Origin of the sequence: Collinsella aerofaciens (assembly GCF_015552075.1) — a bacterium.
In the GTDB taxonomy this organism is placed as follows: Bacteria; Actinomycetota; Coriobacteriia; order Coriobacteriales; family Coriobacteriaceae; genus Collinsella; species Collinsella aerofaciens_Y.
The window spans coordinates 42523-55937 of sequence record NZ_JADNDZ010000071.1 but is presented as its reverse complement, the minus strand read 5'-3'; the positions used below and the strand labels follow the sequence as shown (position 1 = coordinate 55937).

15 protein-coding genes are annotated in these 13415 nt (G+C 57.9%); 8 read left to right on the top strand and 7 right to left on the bottom strand.

The window, feature by feature from the left end; genetic code table 11:
• Window positions 1-87 precede the first annotated feature (87 nt).
• From I2D41_RS05230 to I2D41_RS05220, 3 genes are all read right to left on the bottom strand, one after another.
• Window positions 88-1023 (bottom strand): D-2-hydroxyacid dehydrogenase, encoded by a 936-nt coding sequence (locus I2D41_RS05230; protein ID WP_195363773.1) that lies wholly within the window; start codon window positions 1021-1023, stop codon window positions 88-90.
• 131 nt (window positions 1024-1154) lie between these two features.
• Window positions 1155-2042, bottom strand: a complete 888-nt coding sequence (gene map, locus I2D41_RS05225; protein ID WP_195363772.1) for a type I methionyl aminopeptidase — start codon at window positions 2040-2042, stop codon at window positions 1155-1157.
• Between the two features lie 159 nt (window positions 2043-2201).
• Entirely contained in the window at window positions 2202-2978 is a 777-nt protein-coding gene (locus I2D41_RS05220; protein WP_195363771.1) for a radical SAM protein, read from the bottom strand.
• A gap of 225 nt (window positions 2979-3203) precedes the next feature.
• On the opposite strand from I2D41_RS05220, the gene I2D41_RS05215 reads away from it, so the two are divergent.
• The 8 genes from I2D41_RS05215 to I2D41_RS05180 all read left to right on the top strand — a co-directional run bounded on the left by I2D41_RS05215 (window position 3204) and on the right by I2D41_RS05180 (window position 10129).
• On the top strand, window positions 3204-4001 hold the full coding sequence (locus I2D41_RS05215; RefSeq protein ID WP_195363770.1) for an alpha/beta fold hydrolase: 798 nt from the start codon (window positions 3204-3206) through the stop codon (window positions 3999-4001).
• A gap of 210 nt (window positions 4002-4211) precedes the next feature.
• Entirely contained in the window at window positions 4212-6032 is a 1821-nt protein-coding gene (locus I2D41_RS05210; RefSeq protein ID WP_195363769.1) for a diguanylate cyclase, read from the top strand.
• 83 nt (window positions 6033-6115) lie between these two features.
• The gene (locus tag I2D41_RS05205) at window positions 6116-6472 is read left to right on the top strand and encodes an Hpt domain-containing protein (RefSeq protein WP_195363768.1); all 357 of its coding nucleotides are present in this window, start codon (window positions 6116-6118) and stop codon (window positions 6470-6472) included.
• A gap of 230 nt (window positions 6473-6702) precedes the next feature.
• Window positions 6703-7263, top strand: coding sequence for a hypothetical protein (locus I2D41_RS05200; protein ID WP_117798465.1), 561 nt, complete (start codon window positions 6703-6705; stop codon window positions 7261-7263).
• Window positions 7264-7271: 8 nt separating this feature from the next.
• The gene (locus I2D41_RS05195; RefSeq protein ID WP_195363767.1) at window positions 7272-7601 is read left to right on the top strand and encodes a helix-turn-helix domain-containing protein; all 330 of its coding nucleotides are present in this window, start codon (window positions 7272-7274) and stop codon (window positions 7599-7601) included.
• 144 nt (window positions 7602-7745) lie between these two features.
• Complete coding sequence (locus tag I2D41_RS05190) at window positions 7746-8444, top strand: ABC transporter ATP-binding protein (RefSeq protein WP_195363766.1); 699 nt, start codon at window positions 7746-7748, stop codon at window positions 8442-8444.
• 58 nt (window positions 8445-8502) lie between these two features.
• Window positions 8503-9327 carry a hypothetical protein gene (locus I2D41_RS05185; RefSeq protein ID WP_195363765.1) on the top strand — a complete coding sequence of 275 codons (825 nt, stop codon included), beginning with the start codon at window positions 8503-8505 and terminating at the stop codon, window positions 9325-9327.
• Window positions 9311-10129 carry a hypothetical protein gene (locus I2D41_RS05180; protein ID WP_195363764.1) on the top strand — a complete coding sequence of 273 codons (819 nt, stop codon included), beginning with the start codon at window positions 9311-9313 and terminating at the stop codon, window positions 10127-10129. The genes I2D41_RS05185 and I2D41_RS05180 overlap by 17 nt, the downstream gene beginning before the upstream one ends.
• Before the next feature lie 108 nt (window positions 10130-10237).
• On the opposite strand, the gene I2D41_RS05175 is transcribed toward I2D41_RS05180, so the two are convergent.
• Genes I2D41_RS05175 through I2D41_RS05160 form a run of 4 tightly spaced genes read right to left on the bottom strand, consistent with a single transcriptional unit; the run spans window position 10238 to window position 13390 of the window.
• Window positions 10238-11047 (bottom strand): gamma-glutamyl-gamma-aminobutyrate hydrolase family protein, encoded by an 810-nt coding sequence (locus tag I2D41_RS05175; RefSeq protein WP_195363763.1) that lies wholly within the window; start codon window positions 11045-11047, stop codon window positions 10238-10240.
• A gap of 52 nt (window positions 11048-11099) precedes the next feature.
• Entirely contained in the window at window positions 11100-11864 is a 765-nt protein-coding gene (locus I2D41_RS05170) for an amino acid ABC transporter ATP-binding protein (RefSeq protein WP_117746439.1), read from the bottom strand.
• Window positions 11865-11900: 36 nt separating this feature from the next.
• Window positions 11901-12734, bottom strand: coding sequence for an amino acid ABC transporter permease (locus I2D41_RS05165; protein ID WP_117840241.1), 834 nt, complete (start codon window positions 12732-12734; stop codon window positions 11901-11903).
• Window positions 12731-13390, bottom strand: coding sequence for an amino acid ABC transporter permease (locus I2D41_RS05160; RefSeq protein ID WP_195363762.1), 660 nt, complete (start codon window positions 13388-13390; stop codon window positions 12731-12733). The genes I2D41_RS05165 and I2D41_RS05160 overlap by 4 nt, the downstream gene beginning before the upstream one ends.
• Window positions 13391-13415: the final 25 nt, after the last annotated feature.

Sequence of the window (13415 nt, the reverse complement as noted above, 5' to 3'; positions counted from 1 at the left end):
GTCATGCCTTGCCTTTTGAATGACAAATTGTCGCTCTGGGCGGCGCGCAGCGTCGACCGGTCCGCCGTTCGTTAGAACGGCGGAACCCTAATGTTCGATCCAACAACGTAAAGTTTCGCCGGCTTGCAGGTGACGCAGATTCTCTGCGGCAATGTCGACCACATTATTGAGCGTGGCTGCCAGGTGGAACCAGCCGGAGACGTGCGGCGTGATGAGCATGTTGGGCGCATCCCACAGGGGGCTTGTCTCAGGCAGCGGCTCGGGGTCGGTGACGTCGACCGCGGCGCCGGCGAGATGTCCCGACTCCAGGGCGGCAACCAAGTCGTCGGCGACCACAAGGTCGCCGCGGCCGCCGTTGGCAAAGAAGGCGCCCGGTTTCATCGCGGCGAAGAACTCGGCGTTCGCCAGGCCGCGGGTCTCGGGTGTGCTGGGCATAAAGGATGCGACGATGTCAGCCTCGGCCAGGCGCTCGGACAGGGCGTCCATGCCGTCCATGTCCTCAAACACAATGGGGTAGACGAGTGGATGGCGCTTGATGCCGCGGACGTGCGCGCCCATGTTGCGGCAGAGCGTGGCGAAGTGGCCGCCGATATCGCCCGCGCCCAGCACCAGCACATTGGCGTTTTTGAGCGAGGTGACCGGCCCCAAATCCTCCCAGCGATGCTCGCGCTGCAAGTCGTGATAGCCGGGCAGGCGCTTCATCATGGAAAGGACCATGGCAAACATGTGCTCGCTTACGGCCTGGCCGTAGGCGCCCACCGAGCAAGACAATTTGGCGTCGGCTGGCACGGTGCCGGCGGCCAAGTAATCGTCATAGCCGGCGGTCTGTAATTGCAACAGCTGGAGATGCTCGCATGCCGTGAGCATGCCAGGGTCGATGTTGCCCAAGATCACGTCCGCATCGGCGACCTGCTTGCGCGTGATGGCGTTGGAGCTCGTGTAGATAAAGTCCTCGCCCGGAGCACTCGACTCAAGAATTGCGCGATGGCGGTCGTTGACGGGCAACAAAACCAGGATGTTCACAAGCAGTCCTCTCCGCTCGACCTGCCAAAAGGGGACAGGTTTTTTTTTGGCAGGTTTTATCAGGCAAAACGTTCAAATAAAAACGCCGGATGCAAGACGAGCGTGCCCGTCAGCATCCGGCGCATCCACGGCTACCAGCTCAGCAGCTCGTAACCGTCCTCGGTCACCACAAGCTGTACCTCGCATTGGGCCGAGTCGCTGCCGTCCTTGGTGCGCACGCACCAGCCATCGCCCTTGCTGATCTTGATGTCGGGCGCTCCGGCATTGACCATGGGCTCGATGGTAAAGACCATGCCCGGAGCCATGATGGTGTCCACATCGGGTGCCTCGGTGGTAAAGCCCACAAACGGGTCCTCGTGGAACTCCTTACCGATGCCGTGTCCGCCGTACTCGCGCACCACGCTAAAGCCGGCGTCCTCGACCGTCTTTTGCACGGCCTCGGCCATCACGGACAGTGGCAGCCATGGCTTGACGGCTGCCAGACCCGCCTCCACGCTGGCGCGGGTGACGTCGACCAGGCGCTGGCGCTCGGCCGAGACCTCGCCGATGCAGAACATGCGGCTCGAGTCGCTAAAGTAGCCGTCTAGGATCGTGGAGCAGTCCACGTTGATGATGTCGCCCTCGTGCAGCACGTCCGTATCACAGGGAATGCCGTGGCAGACGACGTCGTTGATCGAGGTGCACACGCTCTTTGGGTAGCCCTCGTAGTGGAGGTCGGCCGGTGTGCCACCGTGCTCGACGGTGTAGTCGTAGATCATCTGGTCGATCTGGTTGGTGGTCATGCCCGCGGCGATGTGCTCGCCTACGTAGTCGAGCACGCCCACGTTGATGGCGGCGGAGCGCTTGATGCCCTCGATGTCGGCGGGCGTCTTGTAGAGCGTGCGGGGCAGAACCTCCCAGCCCTCCTCCCACAGGCGCTCGAGGCGCTCGTCGAAGGCGCTGTGACATTTCTTATATTTTTTGCCGCTGCCGCACCAGCAAGCGTCGTTGCGGCCCGGCACGGGTCCTTTGTCAAACATGGCTAACTTCCTTTCATTCGCAGCTAGTATAGCCCACCCACGTGTCCAAAAAAGTTGCGGTGATATAGTTCCGATTTAAGCGGTTTAACAGCACAAATAGGAACTATATCACCGCAACTGATGGGGCGGGATGGCGGCACTAGCTGCTGCGCGGTTTTGCTAGTAACTCACCTGGCAGGGAATGCCGAGGGCGCGCACGCGCGCGGCAATGGCGTCGAGCACCCCGGGCGCCGCTTTAGCAAGGCCAGCGACCGGTGTCTCGCGCGCCACCGTGTAGATGGTCGCTTCCTGCGGACGAATGCGCTCAAGAGCCGCGAGCCAGGGGGCAACGTACTCCTCGCCGGTGTTGTCGATGAGCTTGCCCTGATACTCGCCGGTCAAAAAGATCGTCTGGATAATGACATGACCGTTAAAGCTTGCGAACGTCTCGATCTGGTGCTCGACGTCGTAGGGGCCAACGGGCTGGTCGAGCAGCTGGATAAACGCCGGGTCGACGGTATCGAGCTTAAGAATGTTGTCGTCGACCATCATGAGCGCGTCGTGCACCTCGGGGCGGTCGGCGCGCGTGCCGTTGGAGAGCACGGCGATCTTGGAGTTTGGGGCAAGCTCGTCGCGCAGCGCGACGGCGCCGGCAATGGCCTGCGGAAACTCCGGTGCGGCGGTGGGCTCGCCGTTGCCTGCGAAGGTGATCACATCGGGGAGCTCGCCCTCGGCTGCCATCTCGCGCAGCTTTGCCTCGAGCGCGTCGAGTACCACGGCAGCTGTGTTGTATGGCTCATGGCAGGGGCGCTCGGCGTTGAGGCCGTTCTCGCAGTAGATGCAGTCGAACGTGCAGATTTTGCCGCTGGCCGGCATCATGTTGACGCCGAGCGAGAGACCAAGGCGACGGCTGCGAACGGGCCCAAAGATGGGGCTGGCATTCAAAAACGTAGACATAGGCATATGCTCCTCAAGACAATTGTGCCTAAGCATAGCATCGGCTCCAAAGCAAGGTGTGGGCTCTTGCTTTACAAGTTTCGTTTTTTCACGTCGCTCATGATGCCGTGCCATGAAAAGCCTCGGGTCGGGTAAAGTTAATCTGTTAACAAGGTGTAAAGCAATGCGGGTCCATCCAACCGTGCTGACGTGCAACTGGATGAGCATTGATGATGGGGGCACAACATGGATTTTACGGTCGAGAATGCGGGCACTACGATTGCCTGTCGCGAATATGCCGACCTGGATGTGTCGCCTGATGCTCCTGCCTTGGTGTGCGTGCACGGCGCTTGTGTCGACGGCACATTTTTCGACAGCATCGCTTGTGAGCTCAGTCGCAACTACCGCGTAATTGCCTACGACCGCCGCGGCTGTGGTGGCAGCAGCGATGCGGCAGACGGCAGCTATGATCTTGCCGCTCAGGCCGCCGATCTGCAAGCCGTGATCGAACACGTTGGCGCTCCGACAAATGTGCTTGCGCACAGCGCCGGTACGTTGGTGGCGCTGGAGCTTCTTCGTACCGAACCCCATCTCGTCGACCGTGCGATTCTGCATGAGCCGGCTGTGTCGGCCGAAGGCGTCGGCATGGGCGCAGCTCCGGTTTTGCTCGATATGATTGCGGCTGGAAAGGTTTCAAGGGCGCTCCGGCTTTTCTTGGGAGCCCTCGGCGACTTGGACCCCGAGGCTCCTGGAACGACCGAAGCGGAAGCCAAGCATGCCCTGCGCAACGGCCGCAGTTTCATGGCAAACGAATACGGGATTACTATGACCTGCGTTCCCGATTGGGATAGCGTTCACGCGTCAAAAACAGTGGCCGCCGTGCTCCTAGGCGAGCTCTCGATTGGCACGCCCCGCGAGGCGGGCACGAGGATGGCGGCTGAGCTTTTGGACTGTCCACTCGTAATGGTTCCCGGCGCGCACAACGGCCTGCGCGATCGCCCGGCAGCGGCTGCCCGGGCTGTCTGTGGCATCCTGGGGCTCTAACACCCGCAATGGCCAAAGCAGGCTTCACTCGCAAACGTTTCGGCCGTGTTAACAAATGTGCTCAAAACCTCACGTCTGCGACTTCAATCGCGCCGCCTGTCAACTCATAAAAATGTAACGGCATTCACGTGCTTACCTGCATCGGCAAGGTGTTACCCTTGTAACATTTGGAACCCACCGCTCCATGCGAAACTATCGAAAGGGCCCCGTATGCTCAATAATCACGAGGTCAATCTAACCGACGAGGAGGCCGCCGCCGAGGTCGCCCGTGTCGCAAGGACCTACCCCGTGGTACGTTTGCTGTCGGCCGATCAGATTAAGAGCGAGCCTAACTGCCTGCTCGCCGGCGATCGCTGCCCTTGTCTGCGTCAGTCGAGTCTTGAGGCCTTGACAGATTCCGATGAGGTGTCGGAGCAACTGCTCAACGATGGTGTTGAGTACCGCGCCCGCCTGCGCCCTCTGAAGGTCGAGGGCGAGCCTCACGTCCTGCTGATGGTGCGTCCGATCGATGAGCAAGAGGCTGCAGAAGAGGACCTCGTCTACACCGACGTGCTGACGGGTGTGCGCAATCGCCGATATTACGAGGAAAAGCTCCGTAGCGCCCGCATGAATGCCGGCGTTGCGGTGATCGACCTTGATGATTTTAGGGTCTTCAACGATACGTGTGGCCGTCATGCCGGCGACCTTGCGCTCGGTGCCGTGGCGACGGCCATACGCAGCGGAATTCGTTCGACTGACGAGCTTGTGCGCTATGGCTGCGACAAGTTTGTGGTCGTCATGCCCAATATTCCCTCCGATGACTTCACCCGTCGTCTGCATCAGGTGTCCGATGCCGTTCATGCCACGATTGTTCCGGGCCATGAGTACGTGAGCTTGACGGCATGTATTGGTGGCGTTCGCATTCATGGCGAGACGGTCGATGAGGGAGTTGGCCGCGCTGTCCAGTTATTGAGCCGCGCTAAGGCAAAAGCCGGTACGGTCGTGACCGACGCCGATTCCATCGAAGCCTTCCAAAGCGAAAAGCCTTCGGTGCTTATTGTCGATGACTCCGAGATGAACCGAGCCATTCTCAACGAGATGCTCAAGGACGAGTATTGCATCCTCGAGGCTGATAACGGTCGTACGGCGCTCGATATGGTCGACCGCTATGGCGATGAGTTGTCGCTCGTGCTACTGGACATTGTCATGCCGGACGTGAGCGGCTTTGAGGTGCTGACCGATCTGTCGCGCCGATCGGTTGTTGACAAACTGCCCGTCATCATGATCTCGAGCGAGGATTCCGATGACGTGGTGCTGCGCGCCTACGAGCTGGGTGCTTCGGATTACATCAACCGTCCGTTTAACGCACGCGTCGTTCGCCGCCGCGTGAGTAACACCATCCGCCTGTATGCCAAGCAGCGTCGCCTGACGAGTCTGCTGTCTCAGCAGTACAACGAGCGCGTCAAGAACAGCCGCATGCTCATCGATATCATGGCCGGCGTCATGGAGCTTCGCAACGGCGAGAGCGGCCTGCACGTCACGCATATCGAAAAGCTGACCGAGCTGCTGCTGGGCTGTCTGGTGCATCGCAGCGACCAGTTCCCGCTCGACAACGAGCAGCGTTCCACGATCGCTATGGCCTCGGCGCTCCACGATATCGGCAAGATGTCGATCGACGACGCGATCCTCAACAAGCCCGGACGCCTGACATCCGAGGAGTTCGAGATCATGAAGACGCACACCACCCTCGGTGCCGATATGCTGTTTGAGCTGGGTCACCAACATGCCGGCAATTCCTTGCTGGAATATGCGTACCAGATCGCACGCTGGCACCACGAGCGCTGGGACGGCAAGGGCTATCCCGACGGTCTTAAGGGCGACGAGATCCCCATTGCCGCGCAGGTGGTTTCGGTGGCCGACGTATACGACGCGCTCACGAGCGTGCGCGTGTACAAGGACGCCATCCCGCACCAGGAAGCGATTCAGATGATCCTGGACGGTAAGTGCGGTCAGTTTAACCCGCTGCTGCTCGACTGTCTGCTCGAGGTGTAAGACCGTATCGCCGAGACGTTGGCACGCCCTGCCGATGTCGTCGCGTTTCCCACGATTTAGTTTGACCGAAGGAGTTTTAATTCATGGGTTCCATGCGTGAAGCGTATGAGAAGATCGGCGCCGATTACAACGGTGCCAGCGTTCGCCTGATGGGCGAGGAGATGCTCGCCCGCTTTGCCCTTAAGTTCTTGGATGACGAGAGCATGGACAAGCTGGAGGCCGCTATGGCGGCAGGGGACGTTGAGGGTGCGTTTATGGCCGTGCATACGCTTAAGGGTGTGAGCCAGAACCTGGGGTTCGACAATCTGTATGAGCCGGCGGTCGTGGTGACCGAGGCGTTGCGTAATGCCAGCACCGTTGATGGTGCTCGCGACGGGATACATGCACTGCGTCAGCAATATGCGGCTACGATGTCGGCCCTGCGCGAGGCGGCCGAATAAGTGCTTGCGGGCCTTGATGACTATGAGAGTGGATAATCTCCCGTTTTAGGCCCGGTGGCGGCCCCAAAGTGGGAGATTATCCACTCTCGTTCGATATGTGTCCAAAAATCCACGCTCACCCCTCCGGGTTAGTAAATGGCCTATGCGCACTGGCGGGGCTTTCCGCATGCAATCAATATCGTTGTTCGATAAACTGTTCGAATAACGATAGAGTCGATGAGGGTGAGTGTATGTCTAACAGCGTTCAGCGTATGGCCAAAGCGGGCGAAAATATCAGGAAGCTTGGCTTTTGCATGGCAGCCGTTTTTGCAGGGATGCTCGTCGCTTTTGCCGCGTTGGTTGTTTACGTGATCTGGTATGCGGTTGCAAACGTTGCCTCTGTCGATTCTTTCGGCGTCGTGACGCTTCTCGATGGCGGGTGCATCGTTATCCCAAGCGGACTGTGCCTGGCACTCGTCGTGGGTATTTCGCTTGTCGTTCTGTGTGGGATCAGCCGTAACATCTCGCGAGGCGTCTCGCCCTTTACCAAGACGCATGTGCGGCTTATCCGTGTTCTTGCGCTTGCCTTTGCTGTTAACGCCGCGGTTTCGCTTATTGGTGCCTACGGATCGGTCAATCTTACCATTGGTGGGCTGGAGCTTTACGTCGTGCCTCATTCCTTCGTTATTGAGATTTGCCAAGGCGTTGCCTTTGATGCGGGGTCGCTTATCGGCGCGGCTGTCTGTCTGTGTATCTCGGTGATCTGGAGTTATGCCTCGCTGCTCCAAGAGCAGTCTGACGAGCTTGTGTAGGAGGAAGCATGAGCTATCTCATCATCGAGCTTGAGACGCAGCTGCTTAAGACCGGAAAGACCAGTGCTGATCTGATTCGTGCCACGGGGCATACTCCGGCTAATATTTCAAAGCTGAGAAACGGAAAAATTAAAGCTATTCGCCTTAAGACGCTTCTCGATATTTGCGATGAACTTGACTGTCAACCGGGAGATATTATTCGGCGGGTGAGTGAGAAAGAGCTTGAGGAGCTTATTGTTGAGCGTGCAAAAAATGTCGTGAGGCAGATGCGGGACGGCGGAGGCAATGAGGCGTTGCTTCCGACATCAGTCTTTGCTGTAGATTTGAGCGACGAGTAGCATAAAGCGAACAGCTATAACGAAATATCAGCGTAAAGGGGCCCGTGTCTAACACGGGTTCTTTCTTTTAGATTACCTTGACAAATATGAGTTATCGAAAAACAATAACAACTATGAAAAACGATAAAGGAAAGAAGGAACGATATGAGCGGTTTTGCTATCAAGCAGAACGGGAGGCCGATGAACGCATCAGCGATAAAGCTATCAAAGGTGTCAAAGCGCTACGGGAGACGGCGCGTTTTGCATGACGTTTCCTTCGAGGTGCATCAGTCCGAGCTCCTTGCCCTTGTTGGTGCAAACGGTGCGGGCAAAAGCACGCTAATTAAAATCGTCTTGGGCCTCTGCGAGCCGTCGTCGGGGAGCGTGGAGCTCTTTGGAGGCAAGTCGAAAAAAGAGCTGAGCCTGATGCGGACGCGTGTCGGCTATGTGCCAGATTCCTGCGGAGCATACCAATCCCTCAGTGCGGCTGAGAATCTTCGGATCCGATGTGCGGAATGGGGGCTCGATGAGAAACGTGAGGTTCCTCGCGTCTTGGGCCTAGTCGGGCTGGACGTCGATGAGAAAAAGAGCGTGAGCAGTTTTTCTCTGGGAATGAAACGGCGACTGGATATAGCTACGGCTTTATTGGGCGACACCGACGTACTAATTTTCGATGAGCCGGCGAATGGATTGGATCCGTTGGGCATCGAGAGTATATGGGCCCTTATCGGTCGATTGAATCGAGAGCAGGGTAAGACCATGCTCATCTCTAGTCATGATTTGGATGAGTTGGCATCGGTTGCAACAAGCTGCCTGTTTATTCATGACGGCGAACTGCAAAAAAAGAATCGATGGACGTCATAAGGGATGAGGCGTCATCCCTAAAAGAGTATTACAGGCGCTTGATGAAGGCGGTCTCGCTATGAAGCGGGCGATCCATCCCATAAAGGCAGATATGATGCGTTTGCACAGGATATTTCCGGCGAAGTTTGGTCTTGCGCTTATGCTGGCGTTCGGCCTTCTCTTCGGTATCTTTCTAAAAAACGGAACAACGTTGCTCGCCTTTGGCAATAGCGTTTTTGGGGAGGATATTGGCTTCTGCTGGAATGTAATCGATCCTTCTGCACCCGAAGAGTCCCTTGTGCGTAGCGCCTTTGCCGGCACAGCTCTGCTTGTGCCGCTCATCGTTTGCCTGGTAATTCTACAGGAGCGTGGCTATGAAGAGGGCTGCCGAATTTCTTTGGCAAGAGGTCTCAGCCGCTTTTATGGGGCTCTAGCCCATGCATTTTCGTCTGCTTTAATAATTGGCGCAGCATATAGTGCGCTTTGCCTTCTTCTTTTTGCAATAGCCATAATACGTGGAGGGCATAACTACTCGCACGACATGCTAACTGTATTTTTGCCCGCATTGATAGTCAACGCCGTATTGGTGATATCGGTTGCGTTGGAGACGACGACCATCTATCGGATTACAGGCAGCGCTGTATTGAGCGGGGCTGCGATAATTATTGGATTTGTCATGAGCTTGACGCTCTACGGAACTTACCTTCAGACGCCCATACCGTCCTTGCGATGGATCTTCTTTCTTCCGGGGCCGTACCTTGGAGTCGGATGTGCCCTTGGGTATAGCGATATGGGGCAGCTGACGCTTCTGGGGTATGGCGCGGCAGCCAGCTGCCTATCGGTATTGATTTACGCTCTGGTGAGCTTTCGTGCTGGGGGTGTGCTCAATGGCTCGTCAGACTAGAAGATTCCTTCATTCAGAATTGAAGCATGTGAGCAAATGGACGTACGCCTTAATCCTGGTAATTTATGCGTGCATGGTGGCATTGCAGCTTAATTCTTTCCCGATGTGGTTCTGTAGCCTCCGTGAGAACAGTTTCTTGGGCTTTTTCCCAGACCCGACGCTTCTGCTGTCGGCAGAGGATGTCCTTCTATTTGGTAATGCAGAGGTTTTTCGCGGTCTGCTGTTCAACGTAGCCCCGTTGGCTCATGCATTGTTCTTTCCGTTCATCGCGGCTTGCATTGTGCCGCGCTTTGTCAGTTCGGGCTTTATTGAGGAACCGTGGGGGTTGTCGGAGGCTCGGGGAGGGAAGCGTGTGTGCGCTATCGTTGCGCGAGTGGTGCTGTCTTCTTTTGCCCTTTTGGGCGCGTTTATCCTGTCGAGTGTCGTTTTGTACTGTCTTAACTGCGTAATCGTTTTGGATGCTCAACAGTATTTCAACCTGCATGTATTTTGCTATCGACTTGTTCTTGCTGCCGCTGCCTGCCTTGCATACGTGGTTTCTTGCGTAATCGTTGTTTCCTATTTTGGATCCGGCTTCGGTCCGATTGGCATGCTGCTGCTTGTCAACGTCGTAGCGATCTACATACAGCTCGGGGCCATTTCCATGCTTCCGCTTCCGTCCTCGATGCTCATGTGGATTTGTGGCGTGACCCCGTTGGGGAATAGTCAAAGCATTTCGATTCTAATCGACTGCCTAATTAACGTAGCAAGCGTTTTTACCATTTGCTTTACCGTAGACCGATTGCGGTCGAGATTTCTTTGATTGTTTGTGAGGGGTAATCATACCGAGCATACCAAATGCCGGGGGGCGGGCACCGTGGCTGGTGTCTGCCCCCCGGCATGGAAGGTTTAAGCCTGTGTGATTCGCGAGCTAGCGCGCCTGCTTTACCTTGGCCGCTGCCTCGACAAACGACTTCCACAGGTTAAAGTCGGTCTCGAGCGTCTTCCACGTGTACTCAGGGTGCCATTGCACGCCTAGGCAGAAGGGTTGCCCCTCGACCTCGATGCACTCGGGAACGCCGTCGGTTGCCTTGGCGACCAAGCGCGTGCTCTTACCCAGACGGTCGACGCAGCAGTGGTGTGCGGAGTTGGTCTGGATCAGCCTGTGCCCGCCAACCGCGCGCTCCAGCAGCGAGCCCGGCATGACCTCGACAGGGTGCACGGGGTCGTTGAGCACGTGGGTGTGGCGCCACTGCGTGCGACCCTCGCGCGCGCCCAGGCTCGGCACGTCCATGCACAGGGTGCCGCCGGTGGCGACGTTGAGCAGCTGCGTGCCGCGGCAGGTGGTAAAGAGCGGCTTTTTGGCGCGGAGTACCTCGTCGACCAGCTTAAACTCAAAGCTATCGCGGATCTCGCAGCACAGCGTGGGGTCGTAGGGTCGATCATCGCCCCAACGTTTGGGATTGACATCGGGGCCGCCGGGAATGGCGATGCCGTCGGCGATATCGACATAATGACGGATGACCTCAATGTCCTCGGTGATGGACATCTGCAGCGGCAGGCCGCCGGTGGCAAGGATGGCATCGACAAAGACACTTGCGATCTCCTCGTTGGGGGAGAGCGTCTCGCTTAAAAACGGCTTCGCCTCTTCCCAGCGCGGCGCGACGAGGATGAGTGGGCGGTCGGCGGGGGCGACGTCGACATGCGGGGTGTAGGACGATGAAGTACGTGTTCCGATCATAGGTGTAACTTTCGAGTTTGGATGAGCATGGCGGGCGAATATGGCAATTGGGTTAGTGGCCCTTGATGGAGTTGAGGAAGTCCTGGGCGCGCTTGGTCTGGGGGTGGTCGAAGAACTCATCGGGCGTGCCGGTTTCTACGATCTGGCCGTCGGCCATAAATACGACGCGATCGGCCACGCGACGGGCAAAGTTCATCTCGTGCGTAATGACGATCATCGTCATGCCCTGCTGGGCCAGACGGACCATGACCTCGAGCACTTCGTTGATCATTTCGGGGTCAAGGGCACTCGTGGGCTCGTCAAAGAGCATGGCCTTGGGCTGCATGGCGAGTGAACGGGCGATGGCCACGCGCTGCTGCTGGCCGCCCGAAAGCTGTGCGGGCACCTTGTCGGCCTGCTCGGCCACGCCCACGCGGCTCAGCAGGTCCATGGCGCGCTCACGAGCTTCCTCCTTGGACACGCCCAGTACATCGACCGGCCCCAGCATGACGTTCTGCAGTACGGTCATATGCGCAAACAGGTTGAACTGCTGGAACACCATGCCCAGCTCAGCACGCATGCGGGCGAGGTCCTTGCCTTCCTGCGGCAGGGGCTCGCCCTCGATGAGGATCTCGCCCGAATCGATGGTTTCCAGGCGGTTGATGGTGCGGCACATGGTCGACTTGCCCGAGCCCGAGGGACCGATCACAACGACGACCTCGCCGCGGTCGACCGAGAGATTGATGTCGTTGAGGACGTGCAGATCGCCATAGTGCTTATCGACGTGTCTGAGCTCGATCAGCGGCTGATTGCCGGTGGAAGAGGTGCTCTGTGCCATGGTGCTCGGCTCCTTATGACTCGAAATGGTAAAGCGTTAGCGGATGATGGTCGCGCCGGTCTTGTGCGAAACATAGACAGCGGCCTTGTTGATCGCGACGTTGATGAGGATATAGATGACCGCGATTACCAGGTAGACCGACACGAGGGCGTCGTAGTTGGTAATGAGCACGCGGGCGTTTTGCATGAGGTCGGGGTAGCTCACCACGTAGGCAACGGTGGTGTCCTTGACTACGACCACAAGCTGCGAAATCAAGGACGGAATGATAAACCGAATAGCCTGCGGCAACACGATTTTAAAGGTGATTTTGGCCTTGGAGAGACCGAGTGCCTGGGCTGCCTCGACCTGACCGCGCGGCACGGCGTTGACGCCGGCACGGAAGATCTCGGCAAGTACGCCAGCTGCAGCGAGCGCGACGGGAAGCGTGAGCATCCAAAACGACGGCAGCGCGATCTTGTACTGAGGCAGCACCAAAAAGAAGAAGTAGATGAACAGCAGGCTCGGTACGCCGCGGAAGAAATCGGTGAGCACGCGGCAGACCAGCTGCAGCGGCTTAATGTCGCTGGTACGGCCGAGCATAAGGGCTAAGCCCAGCACCAGCGCGATGGCGCCAGCGGTGAGTGCGACTTTAACGGTGCCCTCAAAGCCGGCAAGCAGGAACTTCCAGGTGGTGAGGTGCGTAAAGAAATACCAATAGTGAACCGAAAGCTGGCCGGTCACATAAAAGCGCTGCAACACGAGGACGACAAGCGCGGCGACGGCAACAAGCGAGATGGCGGTGCCGATGCGAATCTTGGCGCGCATCTTGGGGCCGGGAGCCTCGTAGAGCGCATCGCGCATGGTAAGCGCAGGGGAGGAATGCTTGCTCATCGGATGATCCTCACCTTCTTATCAATGTAGTTGCCAATGTGGCTCACCACAAAGGCCGTGCCCAGGTAGCCGAGCGCCGAGATAAAGAACGCGGCGACGCCGCCAAGTGAGCGCGTGTTGATGTAGCTCACCACGCCGGTGAGCTCTTGCGGCTTAAGCGGCACCTGGCTGCCGAGCGCGGTGGTGAGCATGACGGCGATAAAGAGGTTGGTCATGGGCAGCACGCTCGAGCGCAGTGCCTGCGGAATCACGATCTTGGCGAGGATACGGCTGAAGCTCATGCCGAGCGAACGTGCGGCTTCGACCTGACCGACGCCGACGGTGTTGATGCCGCTCATAAAGTTCTCGGAGCCAAAGGCCGAGCCCAAAAGAACCGTGGCGACGATAACGCAGGTGCGGTAGGGTAGGACGACCTTGAGCGGCGGCAGCGCATAGACGACGATGATGAGCAGTGCGATGCCGGGGATGTTACGGAAGACCTGGACATACAGGTCGCCAAAGACGCGCAGCGGCTTGAGCGGCGACACGCGCATCACGGTGACGGCGACGGCCAGCACCATGGCGATGGCAAACGACTCAAGCGTCATGCCCCAGGTTGCTAGCAGCGCGTCGATATAGTTCTGGCCATAGAGCGACCAGAGTTCGGAGAGACTCATGCGGACCTCCCGCCGATAAGGAAAG

Coding starts and splice junctions, on each gene's coding strand:
- I2D41_RS05205 (WP_195363768.1), top strand. CDS start 6,116: ATGGGTTCCATGCGTGAAGCGTATGAGAAGATCGGCGCCGATTACAAC.
- I2D41_RS05215 (WP_195363770.1), top strand. CDS start 3,204: ATGGATTTTACGGTCGAGAATGCGGGCACTACGATTGCCTGTCGCGAA.
- I2D41_RS05195 (WP_195363767.1), top strand. CDS start 7,272: ATGAGCTATCTCATCATCGAGCTTGAGACGCAGCTGCTTAAGACCGGA.
- I2D41_RS05165 (WP_117840241.1), bottom strand. CDS start 12,734: ATGAGCAAGCATTCCTCCCCTGCGCTTACCATGCGCGATGCGCTCTAC.
- I2D41_RS05200 (WP_117798465.1), top strand. CDS start 6,703: ATGTCTAACAGCGTTCAGCGTATGGCCAAAGCGGGCGAAAATATCAGG.
- I2D41_RS05170 (WP_117746439.1), bottom strand. CDS start 11,864: ATGGCACAGAGCACCTCTTCCACCGGCAATCAGCCGCTGATCGAGCTC.
- I2D41_RS05160 (WP_195363762.1), bottom strand. CDS start 13,390: ATGAGTCTCTCCGAACTCTGGTCGCTCTATGGCCAGAACTATATCGAC.
- I2D41_RS05180 (WP_195363764.1), top strand. CDS start 9,311: ATGGCTCGTCAGACTAGAAGATTCCTTCATTCAGAATTGAAGCATGTG.
- map (WP_195363772.1), bottom strand. CDS start 2,042: ATGTTTGACAAAGGACCCGTGCCGGGCCGCAACGACGCTTGCTGGTGC.
- I2D41_RS05210 (WP_195363769.1), top strand. CDS start 4,212: ATGCTCAATAATCACGAGGTCAATCTAACCGACGAGGAGGCCGCCGCC.
- I2D41_RS05220 (WP_195363771.1), bottom strand. CDS start 2,978: ATGTCTACGTTTTTGAATGCCAGCCCCATCTTTGGGCCCGTTCGCAGC.
- I2D41_RS05185 (WP_195363765.1), top strand. CDS start 8,503: ATGAAGCGGGCGATCCATCCCATAAAGGCAGATATGATGCGTTTGCAC.
- I2D41_RS05175 (WP_195363763.1), bottom strand. CDS start 11,047: ATGATCGGAACACGTACTTCATCGTCCTACACCCCGCATGTCGACGTC.
- I2D41_RS05190 (WP_195363766.1), top strand. CDS start 7,746: ATGAGCGGTTTTGCTATCAAGCAGAACGGGAGGCCGATGAACGCATCA.